Here is a 16420-nt window from a genome sequence, read left to right on the forward strand (position 1 = left end):
ATGTATCGAAAAGTAAAAAGCGGCCGCCGGCCGGGACGGCCGCTGTCCCCGCCGCTTAAAATGTTGGCATGAGCAAACTGATTCCCCTTGCCTGCCTGGCATTAATAGGCGCCAATCTGCACGCCAGCGCCCAGGAAACAGTCCAGCCAGCGAAGGAAGACGGCAAGCCCCTCCAGAAAGTCACCATCAGCGGCGGCCGCCAAGACGACATGGCCGAGCGCCGCAATTCCACCGCCGGCAAGCAGGTCTACGGCCGCGAAGAACTGGACCGCAACGGCGACACCACGCTGGGCGACGTGCTCAAGCGCCTGCCCGGCGTCACCATAGGCGGCGGTCGTCCCGGCCGCGGCGGCGACGTGCGCATGCGCGGCCTGGGCAGCGGCTACACGCAGATCCTGCTCAACGGCGAACGCGCGCCGGCCGGTTTCTCGCTCGAATCGCTGTCGCCGGACCAGGTGGAGCGCGTGGAAGTAATGCGCGGCCCGGTGGCGGAAAACAGCACCCGCGCCATCGCCGGCACCATCAACGTGATCCTGCGCGACGGCTACCAGCAGCGCGACATCCAGCTCAAGCTCGCCGACAGCTATGAGCGCAGCCTGCATTCGCCCAACGTATCGCTGACGGTGCCGGGCAAGGCGGGCCGCCTGACCTACACGCTGTCCGCCACGCTGGGCAAGCACCGCCAGAAGGACGTCGGCCAATCCGTCATCAGCGACACCGAGGACGATGGCGACATCGCCAAGTTGCAGAACGTGGAAGAGCACAGCAGCGGCAGCAGCGAGAACCTGCACCTGACGCCGCGCCTGTCCTATAAATTCGACAACGGCGACACGCTGAACTTCCAGCCCTTCATCATGGCCAACCGCGGCGACACCGACGCGCGCAGCGACCTGGCACAGCTGGCCGGCGCCGTGCCGCCCGAATACAACCTGGCGCTCACGCGTACCCATGCCAGCTCCACCATGATGCGCGGCTTCGGCAACTGGCTGCACAAGCTGCAGGGCGCCGCCAAGCTGGACGTGAAGTTCGGCCTCGGCCTGGCAAAGCGCGACAGCGACGCGGTGCGCAACCAGTTCGACAGCGCCGGCACGCTGCTGGACCGCTTCCACGACACCGACAGCACGCGCGACCGCAGCCTGAACACCGGCGGCAAATACAGCGCGCCGCTGGGCGCCGGCCACCTGCTGGCCGCCGGCTGGGACCTGGAAACCAGCCGCCGCGAGCAGACCAAGGTCGGCACCGACAAAAACGGCAACGCCCAGTTCGACGATTCCGGCGACAACCTCAGCGCCGACACGCGCCGCGTGGCCGTGTTCGCGCAGGACGAGTGGGACATCACGCCGCAGTGGGGCGTGTACATGGGTGCGCGCTGGGAAGGCATCCGCACCACGAGCGACCGCGCCGCAGCTGCGGCCGGCGGCGTCGGCAACGTTGGCAACGTCAGCAACGTCAGCAACACCAGCAGCGTATTCAGCCCGCTGCTGCACGGCGTCTACCGCATCCCCGGCACCGCCAAGGACCAGGTGCGCATGAGCCTGACCAAGAGCTACAAGTCGCCCAATGTGCAGGACCTGATCGCCCTGCCCGTGCTGTCGCGCCTGAACAGCGCCACGCGCCCGGACCGCACCGGCAATCCCAACCTGAAGCCCGAGCTGGCCACCGGCCTGGACATGGCGTTCGAGCACTACCTGGGCCGCAGCGGCATCCTCAGCGCAAGCGGCTTCATCCGCGACATCGACAACCTGATCCGGCGCGAGCTCACCCTGCAGCAAAGCGCCGCCGGCCCGCGCTGGGTGTCCACGCCGGGCAACGTCGCGCACGCGCGCACCAAGGGCATCGAGCTGGAAGCGAAATTCCAGCTGGCCGAGCTGATGGACGACGCGCCCGCCATCGATTTCCGCAGCAACTACAGCCGCTTCTGGTCGCGCGTGGACGGCATCCCCGGCCCCGACAACCGCCTCGACCAGCAGCCCAGGCAGACCGCCAACCTGGGCCTGGACTACCGCATGAAGGACTGGCCGCTATCCATGGGCGCCAGCTACAACTGGACCCCGGCGATCCGCGTGCAAACCAGCCTGAGCCAGACGGTGGAAGCCAGCCGCAAGCGGGTGGTGGACGGGCACGTGCTGTGGAAAATGACGCCGCTCACGCAGCTGCGCATGGCGGTGGCGAACATGCTGGCCGACGACGCCACCGGCAGCAACCTGGTCTACACTAATGGACTGTCACAACGTTCCACGACGCTCAACCCCACTTACCGAGTGTGGACCGCGCGCCTGGAAACAAAATTCTAACGAGGAGAGAGCAGTTGAAACGTACTTTACTGAGCACCCTGGTCATCGGCCTGATGGCAACCCAAGCCTGCGCGCATGAGGGCGACCACCCTGCGCCGACGTCCGCCCCGATCTCGGGCATCGACACCCAGTACATCGACACCAGCGTGCGTGCGCAGGACGACTTCTTCACCCACCTGAACGGCGGCTGGCTGAAAGCCACCAAGATCCCCGACGACAAGTCGAGCTGGGGCTCGTTCGCCAAGCTGCGCGACGACACCCTGCCGCAGCTGCGCGGCCTGATCGAAGAGACCCAGAAGACCAAACAGAAGCAGGGCAGCGAGGCGCAGAAGATCGCCGACCTGTACACCAGCTATATGAACGAAGCGGCGCTGGAAAAGCTGGGCACCAAGCCGCTGGCCGGCGAGCTGAGCGCCATTCGCGGCCTGAAGGACAAGAAAGCCCTGCCGGGCATGATCGCGCACCTGACCCGCATCGGCGTCAGCGTGCCGTACGGCGTCTACGTGAGCCAGGACGCGCGCAACTCCACCCAGCACGCCGCCAGCATCGCGCAAAGTGGCCTGGGCCTGCCGGACCGCGACTACTACCTGAAGAAGGACGACACCCGCCTGGCCGCCGTGCGCGACAAATACGTGGCCCATATCGCCAACACGCTCACCATGGCCGGCCACAAGAACGCCGCCGAGGACGCGAAAGCCATCATGGCGCTGGAAACCGCGCTGGCCGAAGTGCAGTGGACCAAGGTGGACAACCGCGACCCGGTCAAGCGCTACAACAAGACCGAGATCGCCAAGCTGGCCGAACTGGCTCCGGGCTATGACTGGAAAGACGCCATGGGCAAGGCCGGCATCGCCACCAAGACCGACACCGTCATCGTCAACCAGCCGAGCTACCTGACCGGCTTCGCCAGGATTGTCGAGGCGACCGACCTGAACACCTGGAAAGCCTACTTCGAGTGGCAGGTGCTGCGCGACGCGTCGCCTTATCTGAACAAGGCCTTTGCCGACGCCGACTTCGCGTTCTACAGCGGCGTCATCAACGGCGTGACGGTGCAGGAACCGCGCTGGAAGAGCGGCGTGCGCGTGGTGGAAGGCGCCATCGGCGAAGGCCTGGGCAAGCTGTACGTGGCCCAGTACTTCCCGGCCGACCGCAAGGCGCGCATGGAAGCGCTGGTGAAGAACCTGATGGCCGCCTACAAGGACAGCATCGACAACCTGGACTGGATGAGCCCGGAGACCAAGCGTGAAGCGCAAGCCAAGCTGGCCAAGTTCACCACCAAGATCGGCTACCCGAACAAGTGGCGCGACTACAGCAGCCTGAACATCGTGTCGGGCGACCTGGCCGGCAATATGCGCCGCGCCGCCGAGTTCAGCTACAAGCGCAACCTGGCCAAGCTGGGCGCGCCGGTGGACCGCGAGGAATGGGGCATGACGCCGCAGACCGTGAACGCCTACTACCGCTCCACCACCAACGAGATCGTATTCCCGGCCGCCATCCTGCAGCCGCCGTTCTTCGACGCGCGCGCCGACGACGCGGTGAACTACGGCGGCATCGGCGCCGTCATCGGCCATGAGATCAGCCACGGCTTCGACGACAAGGGCAGCCAGTCCGACGGCGACGGCAACCTGCGCGACTGGTGGACCGCCGCCGACCGCGCCAACTTCAAGGCCAAGGCCGACGCGCTGACCAAGCAGTACGACGGCTACAGCCCGCTGCCCGGCTATTACGTGAACGGCGCGCTGACCCTGGGCGAGAACATTGCCGACAACTCCGGCGTGGCCGTGGCCTACAAGGCCTACAAGCTGTCGCTGGGCGGCAAGCCGGCGCCGGTGATCGACCAGCTCACCGGCGAGCAGCGCTTCTACATGGGCTTCGGCCAGGTATGGCGCAGCAAGATGCGCGAAGAGGCGCAGATCAAGCAGGTCAAGACCGACCCGCACTCGCCCGGCCAGTTCCGCGCCAACGGCACCATGAAGAACCAGCCCGGCTTCTACGACGCCTTCGGCGTGAAAGAGGGCGACCCGATGTATCTCGCGCCGGAACAGCGCGTGATCATCTGGTAACTGGAAAGTACAAAAAGGCCCCGATAAGTGGTCTTTTTGCTATCAGTGCCACGGCGCTGTGCTAGAGTGAAAAACCGGCCACGAGCCGGACATAAACGTAGACCTACAACGAGAGGGAAGCATCCTGTGAAACGACATCTGTTGAGTGCAATGACCCTGGCCGTGCTGGCCGCAACCGGCCAGGCCGTCGCCGCCGACGCCGCCAAGAGCCCGACCGGCGGCAAGCTCACGTCCGGCATCGCCGTGGAATACATCGATCCTGCCGTGCGCGCGCAGGACGACTTCTTCACCCACCTGAGCGGCAAATGGCTGGCCACCACCGAAATCCCGGCCGACAAGTCCAACTGGGGCAGCTTCGCCAAGCTGCACGACGACATCCAGCCGCAGCTGCGCGCCATCATCGAGAACGCCGCCGCCAAGCAGAACGCGGGCGCGGACGAGCAGCGCATCGGCGCTTTCTACGCCTCCTACATGGACGAAGCCAGGCTGGAACAGCTGGGCGCCGCGCCGCTGAACGCCGAACTGGCCCGCATCGCCGCGCTGAGCGACAAGAAGCAGCTGCCCGCGCTGATCGCGCGCAACAACCAGGTCGGCATTGCCGCGCCGATCGACCTGGGCATCCACCAGGACAACAAGGATTCCACCAAATACGTGGTGGACTTCGTGCAAAGCGGCCTCGGCCTGCCGGACCGCGACTACTACCTGAAAAAAGACGACGCCAAGCTGGCCGACACGCTGGCCAAGTATGAGCAGCACATCGCCAGGATGCTGACGCTGGCCGGCGACAAGGACGGCGCCGCCAAGGCCAAGGCCATCGTGGCGCTGGAAACCGAACTGGCCAAGATCCAGTGGAGCAAGGTGGAACTGCGCGACCCGATCAAGGCCTACAACAAGATCGAGATCGCCAAGCTGGGCGAGCTGACCCCGGGCTACGACTGGAACGCCTACCTGGACGCCCTGAAGATCAGCGGCAAGGTGAACTACGTCATCGTCAGCCAGCCGACCTACCTGAAAGGCTTCAGCGAACTGCTGGCGGCGACCCCGCTGGACACCTGGAAAGCCTACTTCCAGTGGCATGCCGTGCGCGCCAACGCGGCCTACCTGTCGAAAGCCTTCGTCGACGAAAACTTCGCCTTCTACGGCACGGTGCTGAGCGGCGCCAAGGAAATGCGTCCGCGCTGGAAGCGCGGCGTGAGCGCAGTGGAAGGCGCGCTGGGCGAATCGGTGGGCAAGGTCTACGTCGAGCAGCACTTCCCGGCCGAGCGCAAGGCGCGCATGGAAGCGCTGGTGAAGAACCTGCTGGTGGCCTACAAGCAAAGCATCGACAAGCTGGACTGGATGAGCCCGGCCACCAAGAAGCAGGCGCAAGCCAAGCTGGCCAAGTTCACCACCAAGATCGGCTACCCGAACAAGTGGCGCGACTACTCGGCGCTGGTGGTCACGCGCGACGACCTGGTGGGCAATGTGCAGCGTTCGCACCAGGCCGACTACGACAAGGAAATCAACAAGCTGGGCAAGCCGATCGACCGCGACGAATGGGGCATGACGCCGCAGACCGTGAACGCCTACTACAACCCGGAAATGAACGAGATCGTGTTCCCGGCCGCCATCCTGCAGCCGCCGTTCTTTGACGCCAATGCGGACGACGCCGTGAACTACGGCGGCATCGGCGCCGTCATCGGCCACGAGATCAGCCACGGCTTCGACGACCAGGGCGCCCAGTACGACGGCGACGGCAACTTGCGCGACTGGTGGACCGCCGCCGACCACAAGAACTTCGAAGCCAAGACCAAGGCGCTGGTGGCGCAATACAACGCCTTCAGCCCGCTGCCTGGCTACAACGTGAACGGCGAACTGACCCTGGGCGAGAACATCGCCGACAACTCCGGCGTGGCGATCGCCTACAAGGCCTACAAGCTGTCGCTGAAGGGCAAGCCGGCGCCGGTGATCGACGGCCTGACGGGCGACCAGCGCTTCTTCATGGGCTTCGCGCAAGTATGGCGCAGCAAGATGCGCGATCCCGAAATGATCAGCCGCATCAAGACCGACCCGCACTCGCCGGGCCAGTTCCGCGCCAACGGCACCATGCGCAACCAGCCGGGCTTCTACGAAGCCTTCAAGGTCAAGCAGGGCGACAAGATGTACCTGGCGCCGAAAGAACGCGTCATCATCTGGTAAGCAGGGACGAAAAAAAACCGCTCGATGGAGCGGTTTTTTTTATGAGTCCGGTTGAACCGTAGGGCGGGTTAGCTACCCGTAACCCGCCAATCTCAGCCCTTAGGCGCCTCAGCCGGCGCAGCCGCCGCCGGAGCCGCTGCCGCCGGAGCCGCCGGTACCTCAGGCTCCTTCAGCTTGCCGCCCGACTTGTTCGCCATGAACACCACGGCGCGCGCCACTTCCACGTCATCCAGATCCGGGTTGCCGCCCTTGGCCGGCATCGCGCGCAGGCCTTCGATCGCGTGCTTCACCACCGTATCCTGGCCCTGCGCCAGGCGCGGACCCCAGGCGCCGCTGTCGCCAACCTTGGGTGCACCCGCTACGCCGGCGCCGTGGCAGGCCGCGCAGGTGGAGGTATAGATGGCTTCGCCCGTCTGCAGTACTTTAGGCGCGTTCGCATCCTTCAGCGTAAAGCCCACATCGGCCACAGGCTGCAAGCGCTTGCCGATGGCTTCGGCAGACTGGCTTTCGGTGCCGGCGCCGGTGAGTTTAGTGGCGGTAACGAACTGCACCAGCAGGGCGATGCCCAGCACGGTGATGAGGAAGAAGCCGATCACTGCTGCTGCGAGCTGCTTGGGCGTTCTGATGGCGGATTCGTGGTTGTGTGCGTCGCTCATGATTTCCTTAATAACAAATTTCGAAACTTGCGTCGGCGTTACGTTATCGGTTTTGCATGCAGGTGAAGAAGCGCATTTGCTCGCCAAACGGGCGATTATAGTCTCAAAAGATTGCCTGTGGATGCAGAACGGTGCAAAAGCGACACTTTTCATGGACGCACAAGACGAAACCCGGTATCCTTCTGTCACCTCCGAAGTTCCCTCCTACGCGGCTGTAGCTCAATGGATAGAGTATTGGCCTCCGAAGCCAAGGGTTGTGGGTTCGATCCCCCGCCAGCCGCACCAGTTTCCCCCACCGAAAATCTCCTGCGTCGCGGGCCTGTAAGGCCGCTGTTCCGGGGGCCCACACGGTATGCCGCCGGTGCGCCGCGATATCAAATTCGATATAGCTCAGTGCAATTTAGTTATTGGTATTGAATAGCGTAAAGCTCTAGCATGGGCGGTTCCAAAATACGATTTTCAGGGGACGTTCCGTGGCTGCGCCAATTGTTTCTGCTAGTACATCTTCCATTGGGCACGCGCCCGCAACCGCAAGCTACAAGTCGGCCATGTCGCTGCTGGCCAGCTTGTTCTTCACCTGGGGTTTCATCACCGTCATCAACAACACGCTGCTGCCGCACCTGCGCAGCGTGTTCGAGCTGAACTACACGCAGACCACGCTGATCGAATCGGTCTGGTTCATCGCTTACTTCGTCGCGTCGATCCCGGCGGCCCGCCTGATTGAGCGCATCGGCTACAAGAAATCGCTGGTGGTCGGCCTCGGCATCATGGCGCTGGGCGCGCTGATGATGATCCCGGCGGCGCGCCTGCCGTCCTACATCGTCACGCTGGTGGCGCTGTTTGTCATTGCCTGCGGTATCACGCTGCTGCAGGTGGCGGCCAATCCCTACGTAGCCGTGGTCGGCACGCCGCAAACCGCGTCGGCGCGCCTGAACCTGGTGCAGGCCTTCAACTCGCTGGGCACCATGTTCGCGCCGCTGTTCGGCGGCTACCTGATCCTGGGCCGCTCCAATTCCGGCACGGCCGGCGCCGAGCATGTACTGACCCAGGCCGAGCGCCTGGCGGATGCGCAGGCGGTGCAGCTGCCTTACCTGATCGTGGCGGCCGTGCTGGTGGTGCTGGCCATCATCATCGCGCGCTTCCCGCTGCCGGAGATGGGCGCGGCCACCAGCCGCGTCTCGAAAGCCGAGCGCGCCTCGCATTCGCTGTGGCGCCACCGCAACCTGGTGTTCGGCATTCCGGCCATCTTCATTTACCTGATTGCCGAGATCGGCGTGGCCAACCTGTTCATCAACTTCGTGTCGCAGCCGCAGATCGGCAACGTCAGCCACGAGCAAGCCTCGCACTACCTGTTCCTGCTGTGGGGCGGCATGATGGTGGGCCGCTTCGTCGGCAGCATGCTGATGCGCTCCATCTCCGCCGAGCACGTGCTGGCCGCCGCCAGCGTGGGCGCCTGCATCGTCATGCTGGTGGCCACCTTCAGCACCGGCCCGACCGCCATGTGGGCGCTGATTTCCGTGGGCCTGTTCCATTCGATCATGTTCCCCACCATTTTCACGCTGGGCATCAGGGGCCTGGGTCCGCTGACCGAAGAAGGCGCCGGCCTGCTGATCATGGCCATCGCCGGCGGCGCGCTGGTGGTGGTGCAGGGCTGGCTGGCCGACATCTACGGCCTGCAGCTGTCCTTCCTGCTCACCGCCGCGTGCGAACTGTACGTGCTGTTCTACGCGTTGTGGGGGGCGCGCACGACGAATGCTTTCCCGGACGCAGCTACCTAAATTTCCATTGTAAAATAGTTAATCGCGCGGCGAGTGCCGCGCGATCGACTCAATGGAATGCCATGAATCTGCATAAACTGTCTTGCGGCGCGCTGGCCGCGCTTGCCCTTGTATCGACCCACGCCGTGGCGCAGGAATGGCCGCGGCTGGCGGGCGGAAAGGACGTGGCCGAGTGCAAGGCCGCCCTGCAACTGGCTGTGCTGGGCCACAAATCCGCCAGCGTCCTGCCATGGACGCATCCCGACGCGATTCCCGACGATTTCAGCAGCGATCTGGTGCTCGGCCCCAAGAGCACCAGCCTGACCGGCGGCGACGTGCCGGAATTCGAACCGGAAGTGTTCACGCAAGTTCCCCTCCCCGAATACAAGCCGCGCAGCATCTACTGGCAGACCGAGGCTGTCGACGGCAAGCGGCTGGTGGTGGAGGAAGTGCCGCTGGGCTGGCGCGGCGACATGCACAAGGTGCGCGTGGTGGACCAGGCCATGACCGCCAAAGAATACCTCGGCACCGACGCCGACGAGCGCAATGCCCGGCTGGGTGCGCCGTTCAGCGACGGCTGGCGCCTGCCTTTCATCTTCAGGAAAAACGGCGACAGCGCGCTGTGGCTCATGTATATCGCCGAACCGGGCGGCTTCTCCGGCAACTGGAAGGTGTACGTGCCGGTCGCGGGCGTGCCCAAGCTGGCGTGCGAGATCCAGTTCCGGCCGCAGGTGACGCAGGCGGTGCAGCTGCTGCCGCAGCCGGTGCGGCAACTGGCCGCGCTGCTGGAGCGCACGCTGGGCAAGGGCAAGGAGGAAAGCTTCTGGCAGCCGACCGCGCGCGTGCGCGCCAGCGTGCAGCAGGCCTGGGCCAACGCGGCGCTACGCCCCTGGGTGGCGGACAATCCCTACAACACGCGCGCGGAAGTGGATGAGAATCTGCTGGCATGGTCGCAGCAGGACAAGACCAACAGGAAGCTGTACGCGGCGATCCAGGCGCAATACGCGCCGGCCGAACGCGCGCTGGCGCAGCACTATGCGCGCCAGCTGCGCATGCCGGCGGAGCAGGCGGCGGCGGCCGCGAAGACGGTGCTGGACACCGCCTTCCGCATGTACTTCGTCATCAACAAGGAGCAGTACTAAGGCTGCTCTTAGGCTGCTTCAATAGCTGACCTGGTAGCTGACCTAGTAGCTGACCTAGTAGCTGACGTGGTAGTCCTTGGGGAACTTGCGCCCGGCGAAGGCCTTCTTCTGCGTCCAGTCCTGCGCCGGCGCAGTCCAGTAGGAATCGCTGTCCGGCAGGCCCAGCGGCAGCAGCGTCGCGGAAGCGATGTACATGCTGCCGTTGTTGGAGTACCAGTCGCCCAGCTCAGGCTGGTGGCCGACGAAGCCTATCGTCAGGTAGCCGTCCTTGGTGAAGTTGCTCGGCTCGGTCCACACCGCCTTGTGCACCGCGTGCAGCGCGGCGCGCACCTGGCCTTCCGGCAGCGACGGCGGCAACTGCTTGCGCCACGCGAGCAGGGCCAGCGGCTGGAACGCCGCAGTGCGGTAGGTGAGCGAGCGGCCGATGGGCGGATAGCTGCCGTCGGTGCCGATAAAGCGCTCCAGGTGCTCGCTGTAGCGCTGCATGCGCTTCACGGCCTGCGCCTGCAGTTCCTCCGGCTTGCCGTTCCAGAACGGGCCTTTGAACTTGGCCAGCACGTCCAGGATCTCCACCAGCATCGGGTACATCACGTAGGAATTGTAGTAGTCGAAGTGGAAGGCTTCGCCGTCCTTGATCCAGCCGTCGCCCACATACCATTCGTTGATCTTGCGGATGGCCACGTTCATGCGCATCGGGTCGTATTCCTCGCCGATGGACATCAGCCAGGCTTCGTTCATGGCCGCGAACAGCATCCAGTTGATGTAGGGCGGCTCGATGCGGCGCAAGCCCTTGATGGCGGCGATGATGCGCTGCTTGGTGGTGCTGTCGAGCGGCTCCCACAAGGTCTTGGGCGCGCGCATCAGGGCGTTGGTGTAGTAGGCCGAGTCGACCAGCGTCTGGCCCGGGCCTTTCCACAGCAGGCAGTCCGGGCTGGCCGGATCGACCGAGTGCACATAGCTTTGCAGCGCCATCTGCTGCATGCGCTGGCGGTAGCGGCCTTCCGGCGTGCCGTCGGCGGGCAGGGCCAGCCACGGCGCCACGCCGGCGATCAGGCGGCCGAAGCATTCCAGGTAGGCCACGCCGGGATCGCGCCCGTCCCAGGTGGGGCTGAGTTCCAGTGCGAATTTCTTGTGCAGCTGGCCTTGCGACATGGCCGACAGCACGGGGTCGGACATTTTTTGCAGCAGGCCGAGCAGGTAGGCGCGGTCGCTGCCGGGCGCCGCTGCTGCTGCGGTGGCGCTGCCAGTGGCCAGCGCGCCGCCGGCGCCGACCAGGCCGCCCATTGCCGAACCGGCGGTGCCGGCTGCCAGCGTGCGCATGAAGTTGCGTCGTTCCATGTGTTCTCCTAGTTGCCTGTGACGAGCTGGTCGCCGATATAAACGCGGTATTGCTTGATGCGGCCGGTCACGTCGTCCGTGCCCTGGCGCGGCACGTAGCGCAAGCCCGCCACTTCCGCCGCCTTGCCCAGGTCGATAATGATACGGTGCGGATGCGGCGCGCTGGCGGCCGCGCCGCTGTAGGCAGTGTGCCAGTAGTCGGTGTTCTGGCCGTTGATGGCGTTCAGCGCCGAGCCGTCCTCCTTGCGCGCTTCCTCGCTGCTGGCGTAGGCGATGGTCCAGCTGGACTGGTTGAGCGGCTTGCCTGCCTTGTCCAGCAGCGCGATCTCGGCCACCGCCGCGTAGCTCTTGCCGTCGAAGGCGCTCAGCGATTCCAGGCAGAACTGGCGCCCCGTTGCAGGCGCGGCGAACATCACGGTCTGCGTGGCGGAGCCGGGCGCGAATTCGGCCGCGTGCACCGGCGCCACGCCGTCCAGCTGCAGCTTGGCCGTGCTGGGCGGGCGCGCCAGGTCGAGTTCGGGATGCAGCTGGTCCAGCACCGGCATGGCCAGGCCGGCGATGCGCGCCGTGCGCGGGCCGGTCAGGTCCAGCACCACCACCTCGTTGCGGCCGCGCTTGAGCCACGGGCCGGGCAAATACATGGTCTGCGTCGGACCGATGCTCCAGTAGCGGCCCAGGCAGCGGCCGTTGATCCACACGATGCCCTGGCCCCAGCTGGACATGTCGAGGAAGGTGTCGCCGGTGGCCGCGGCGTTGAAGCTGCCGCGCCAGAACGCCGGTCCCTGCGCGCGGCCGCGCTTCCAGTCCAGCGGCGGCAGCGCGCCGTCGGCGTCGAAGTCGATGGCGCGGATGGCCCAGTTTTCCACCGGCTGCGGGGCGCCGTCCTGCGGCGTGAAGGTCACCGGGCCGTGCAAGCCCTTGCGGTCGTGGATCTCCACGCCGAAATTGACGCGCGCTATCGTGTACAGCAGGACGTCCACCGTCACCGGCTTGCTGCGCGCGGGCAACGCCACCTTGAAGCGGCGGTGGCGCGTGTCCATCGTGCCCACCTGCTTGCCGTCCACGAACACCCACGCCAGGTCGCGCACCTTCGCGGCCGCCAGCACACCCGCCGGGCCGGCCGGCAGGGTCACGCGGTAGGCCACCAGGCCGCGGCTGATGTCGTACTGCTCGATGGGCTTGGGCGACACGTCGCTGATGGCGCGCGCCGGCAGGTTGGCCATCACGGCGGCGCTTTCCTGCAAGGCGAACGCCGGGATGGTGATGACCGGCATGCGCGCCGGCGCCTCCGGCAGTGTTTCGCCGGCCGGCAGCAGCGGCTTGATGCCGTCGCGGTAGGCGTTGAACTTGTCGCCGATCCAGCCCGCCTCGCCGATGGGGGCGTCGTAGTCGTAGCTGGTGGTGTCCGGACGGAAGGGGCGGTCGCAGCCGCCCCACAGGCCGAAGGTGGTGCCGCCGTGCGCCATGTACAGGCTGAACGAGCCGTTCGCCTTCAGCATGGCCTGGATGTCGGCCACGGCCTTGTCGGCCGAGCCGCGCCGGTGCGGTGCGCCCCAGGTGTCGAACCAGCCGGAATAGTATTCGCCGCACATCAGCGGGCCGCGCTGCACCTTGGCCAGTTCCTTGAAGCCGGTGGCCGGATCGCTGCCGAAGTTGGCCACCGAGAACAGCTCGGGGATGTGCGACTTCACCACCGCGTTGGTCGGGTTGCACTGGAACAGCGGCACGTCGAAGCGCGCGTCCAGCAAGGCCTGGCGCATCATGCGCATATAGTCCAGGTCCTCGCCGAAGAAGCCGTATTCGTTTTCCACCTGCACCATCAGGATGGGGCCGCCCTGCGTCGCCTGCATCGGCGCCAGCACGCGGCCCACTTCGCGCAGCCAGCGCCGCGCCGGCTGCACGTAGGCGTCGGCGCGCGTGCGCAGGAAAGCGTCGCCGGGCTGCTTGAGCAGCCACCACGGCAGGCCGCCCATTTCCCATTCGGCGCAGGCGTACGGGCCGGGGCGCAGGATCACCCACAGCCCGGCCTGCTGCGCCAGGCGGCAGAACTCGGCCGCGTCGCGCTGGCCGCTCCAGTCGTATTTGCTTTCGCGCCATTCGTGGTAGTTCCAGAACAGATAGGCGCACACCGTGTTCAGGCCCATGGCCTTGATGGCTTGCAGGCGATGGCGCCAGTATTCGCGCGGCACGCGGGCGAAATGCATTTCGCCGCAGCGGATCTGGAAGGGTTTGCCGTCGAGCAGGAAGTCGTCCTGGCCGATGGCGAAGCGCGCGGCAGCGGGGGACGCCCCGGCCTGGGCGCTGGCAGAAAAAGGCAGCAGCGCACTGGCTGCTGCAACCGCCGCACCTTGCAGGTGACGCCGGCGAGAGAACTTGATCGTCATGAATTAGTCCAAAGTATGCTTGTCGAGGAAGCGCGCCAGTTCGGCCGCCGCCAGCAGGAAGGCGCCCACGCCGAAGGACGCGGTGGCGTTCTGGTCCACCACCTGGCCCGGGATGGCGCGCTCGCCGATCGGCTGCACATAGCCCAGCTTGCCGTCCGGCTGCAGCGCGGTCTTGCTCAGGTAGTGCCAGGCGCGCCGCACCACGGGCGTGTACTCGGCCCGGTCCAGCAGGCCGTGGTTCATGCCCCACAGGTAGGCGTAGGTGAAGAAGGCGGTGCCGCTGGTTTCCGGGCCGGGCGCGTGCGCCGGGTCGAGCAGGCTGCGGGTCCAGTAGCCTGCCGGCTGCTGCGCCGGTTTCAGGGCCTTGGCCATGCGCTGGAAGCGTTCCACGAACAGCGCGTGCGCAGGATGGCTGGCGGGGATGTCGGCCAGCGTCTTGGCCAGGCCGGCGAACACCCAGCCGTCGCCGCGCGCCCAGAAGTCCTTGCCGCCATTGCTGCTCTTGTGCTTGGGGTAGATGTACTTCGCGTCGCGGTAGTACAGGCCGGCGTCGGCGTCGTACATCAGCTTGTCGGCGAACAGGAAGTACTCGTGCAGCTTGTCCAGGTAGCGCCGGTCGCCCGTCACCTTGTACAGCTTGGCCATCACCGGCATCACCATGTACAGGCCGTCGGCCCACCACCAGTAATCGTTGTTGGGCGTGCCGATCTGGTATTCCAACACTTCCTTTGCGCGCGCGATCTTGTGCGGGTCCCTGGCCGGGTCCAGGTTGTACAGGTCGATATAGGTCTGGAAGCACACTTGCCAGTCGCCGAACAGCACATGCTCGGCGGTCTCGCCGTAGGTGTATTTCCAGGCTGCCTTCACACCCGAGCGCGCGGAGGTCCACTGGTTGTGCTCGGCCCAGGCGGTCGAGTACTGGCGGTAGCGTTCGTCGCCGGTGAGGAAATAGGCTTCCATATTGCCGGTGTGGTAGGCGGCCACGTCCCAGAACGGCCACAGCGCGGGGCTGTTGTTGCGCTGCCAGTAGTCGTTGGCCAGGCGCAGCGCGGCCAGCACGTCGGCCCTGGCGACGGTGCCGGCGGCGCCCGCAGCCGTGCCGGCGGCGGGGCTGCCCGCCACGCCGCCCAGCGTGCAGCCGGCCGTGATGGCGGCCACGCCGGCCAGCGCCGCCTTCAGATACAGTCGTCTTCTCATCATGTTCGTGATCCTTGCGTGGGTCAGAAGTCGGGTGTCCATTGCAGCACGCGCACCGGGGAGGGGGCGGCATCCGCCACGCCTTCGCCGTCCACTTGCTGCACGGTTTGCAGATACAGATTCAGTTCGCCGCTGCGCTGCCACAGCTCGGTGTCGAAGCTGGGCTCCCAGGCGCCGACGGCACTGCCGGTCAGGTCGCGCACGCTCCAGCGCGCCTTGCCGAAATCGTCGATGCGCACGGCGGAGACCTTGCTGCCGCGCTCGGCGTCGCGGAAGATCAGCAGGCCGGACGGCCGCTCGCGCTGGATGTTCACCATGATCTGCGGCCGCGCGATGGGGATGGCCTTGGTGCCCATGCCGCTCAGCGAGAACGGCCGCGTGCGGAAGCCGAGGTCCAGCCGCTGCCAGGCGCCGCCGTCCAGATAGATCACGCGGTATTGCGGCACGGCCGAGCCGGCGTCGCGCCAGTAGGTGGCGATGTAGGGATGGCCCTGGCGGTCGGCGGACATCGAGGTTTGGTTGATCAGCTCGCTGTTTTGCGGGATGCGTGCCGCATACTCGGCGGTGGCTGCCGTAATCGGCAGCGTGTAGCGCTCGCCGGTGGACTTTTCCCACGTCAGGCCGCCGTCGCGCGAGCGGGCGTAAGCCATGTCGTGGTTGCTGGCCACGTCAGGCGTTTCGCGCCATACCCAGGACAGGTGCAGCGTGCCCAGGTGATCTAGGAAGGCTTGCGTGTACGCGCTGCGCTGGCCTTCGCCGCTGATCAGCTTGCTGTGCAGCCGGGTCCAGCGGCCGCTGGCGGGATCGTAGCGGTTCATCACCAGGTCGCCGCGGCCGGAGCCGCCGTCGCGGTACAGGAACAGCAGCTTGCCGTCCGGCTGGCGGTAGAACTCGGGATAGGAGACGGAGCGTTCCTGCCCGCCCGTCATCGGCATCGTGTCCGTCAGCGCGAGCGCGCCGGGACGCACGCTGCGCGCATAGCGCAGCGGCTTGTTGTGCAAGTCCCAGGCCAGGTGCAGGAAGCCGGCGCCGTCCACCATCAGGCTGATGCTGTTGTGGGCGTCGCGCACATTGCCCTGGTACTGGCTGCGCTGCAGCTGCCACGCGGCGCCGCCCAGCTTGCGCTTGCCCAGCACCACGTAGCCGTCCTTGTCGTAGAAGGCGATGTACTGCGTGTCGCCGTGCGTGACGAGGGAGTTTTTACGGAACACCACCGCGTTGACCGAGTTACCGGCCCAGCCCGGCGCCACGTCGAGAACGCGCACCCCGTTCTCCGCAGCGGCGCGCGCGGGGGCGCACGCCAGGCATGCGGCCGTTGCAGCTGCTGTAGCTGCAGCTGCTGCGGCGGCGAGGCGGGCGGCGGCGCCGCGGCGCGCCAGGCAGGCGGTAACTGTCATCGCTGGTCTCCGTT

At 66.1% G+C, this 16420-nt stretch carries 10 protein-coding genes and 1 tRNA gene; 6 read left to right on the forward strand and 5 right to left on the reverse strand.

Annotation, left to right across the window (positions count from 1 at the left end; translation table 11 throughout):
• Positions 1-68: 68 nt before the first annotated feature.
• From ACFJI2_RS27755 to ACFJI2_RS27765, 3 genes are all read left to right on the forward strand, one after another.
• Positions 69-2294 (forward strand): TonB-dependent receptor plug domain-containing protein, encoded by a 2226-nt coding sequence (locus ACFJI2_RS27755; protein WP_377702744.1) that lies wholly within the window; start codon positions 69-71, stop codon positions 2292-2294.
• 14 nt (positions 2295-2308) lie between these two features.
• Entirely contained in the window at positions 2309-4357 is a 2049-nt protein-coding gene (locus tag ACFJI2_RS27760) for a M13 family metallopeptidase (protein ID WP_377702745.1), read from the forward strand.
• A 150-nt stretch (positions 4358-4507) separates the two neighbouring features.
• Positions 4508-6535, forward strand: a complete 2028-nt coding sequence (locus ACFJI2_RS27765; protein WP_377705922.1) for a M13 family metallopeptidase — start codon at positions 4508-4510, stop codon at positions 6533-6535.
• A 92-nt stretch (positions 6536-6627) separates the two neighbouring features.
• On the opposite strand, the gene ACFJI2_RS27770 is transcribed toward ACFJI2_RS27765, so the two are convergent.
• On the reverse strand, positions 6628-7191 hold the full coding sequence (locus ACFJI2_RS27770; RefSeq protein ID WP_107869731.1) for a c-type cytochrome: 564 nt from the start codon (positions 7189-7191) through the stop codon (positions 6628-6630).
• Between the two features lie 208 nt (positions 7192-7399).
• Between ACFJI2_RS27770 and ACFJI2_RS27775 the strand changes: the two genes are divergently transcribed.
• The 3 genes from ACFJI2_RS27775 (at position 7400) to ACFJI2_RS27785 (ending at position 10090) form a co-directional block, all read left to right on the forward strand.
• A tRNA-Arg gene (locus ACFJI2_RS27775) sits at positions 7400-7476 on the forward strand.
• Between the two features lie 263 nt (positions 7477-7739).
• Positions 7740-8969 (forward strand): sugar MFS transporter, encoded by a 1230-nt coding sequence (locus ACFJI2_RS27780; RefSeq protein WP_377702746.1) that lies wholly within the window; start codon positions 7740-7742, stop codon positions 8967-8969.
• Between the two features lie 62 nt (positions 8970-9031).
• The gene (locus ACFJI2_RS27785; protein ID WP_107869734.1) at positions 9032-10090 is read left to right on the forward strand and encodes a hypothetical protein; all 1059 of its coding nucleotides are present in this window, start codon (positions 9032-9034) and stop codon (positions 10088-10090) included.
• A gap of 54 nt (positions 10091-10144) precedes the next feature.
• Here ACFJI2_RS27785 and ACFJI2_RS27790 read toward each other — a convergent pair whose 3' ends face one another.
• From ACFJI2_RS27790 to ACFJI2_RS27805, 4 genes are read right to left on the reverse strand one after another with little or no spacing between them, the layout of a single operon-like run.
• Positions 10145-11428 carry a DUF2264 domain-containing protein gene (locus ACFJI2_RS27790; protein WP_377702747.1) on the reverse strand — a complete coding sequence of 428 codons (1284 nt, stop codon included), beginning with the start codon at positions 11426-11428 and terminating at the stop codon, positions 10145-10147.
• Between the two features lie 8 nt (positions 11429-11436).
• The gene (locus ACFJI2_RS27795) at positions 11437-13812 is read right to left on the reverse strand and encodes a beta-galactosidase (RefSeq protein WP_377702748.1); all 2376 of its coding nucleotides are present in this window, start codon (positions 13810-13812) and stop codon (positions 11437-11439) included.
• A 3-nt stretch (positions 13813-13815) separates the two neighbouring features.
• Positions 13816-15012, reverse strand: coding sequence for a glycoside hydrolase family 88 protein (locus ACFJI2_RS27800; protein WP_377702749.1), 1197 nt, complete (start codon positions 15010-15012; stop codon positions 13816-13818).
• 20 nt (positions 15013-15032) lie between these two features.
• A complete protein-coding gene (locus ACFJI2_RS27805; RefSeq protein WP_377702750.1) occupies positions 15033-16406 on the reverse strand; it encodes a BNR repeat-containing protein in 1374 nt (457 codons plus the stop codon).
• Positions 16407-16420: the final 14 nt, after the last annotated feature.

Origin of the sequence: Pseudoduganella sp. UC29_71 (assembly GCF_042693265.1) — a bacterium.
Lineage (GTDB): Bacteria > Pseudomonadota > Gammaproteobacteria > Burkholderiales > Burkholderiaceae_D > Rugamonas.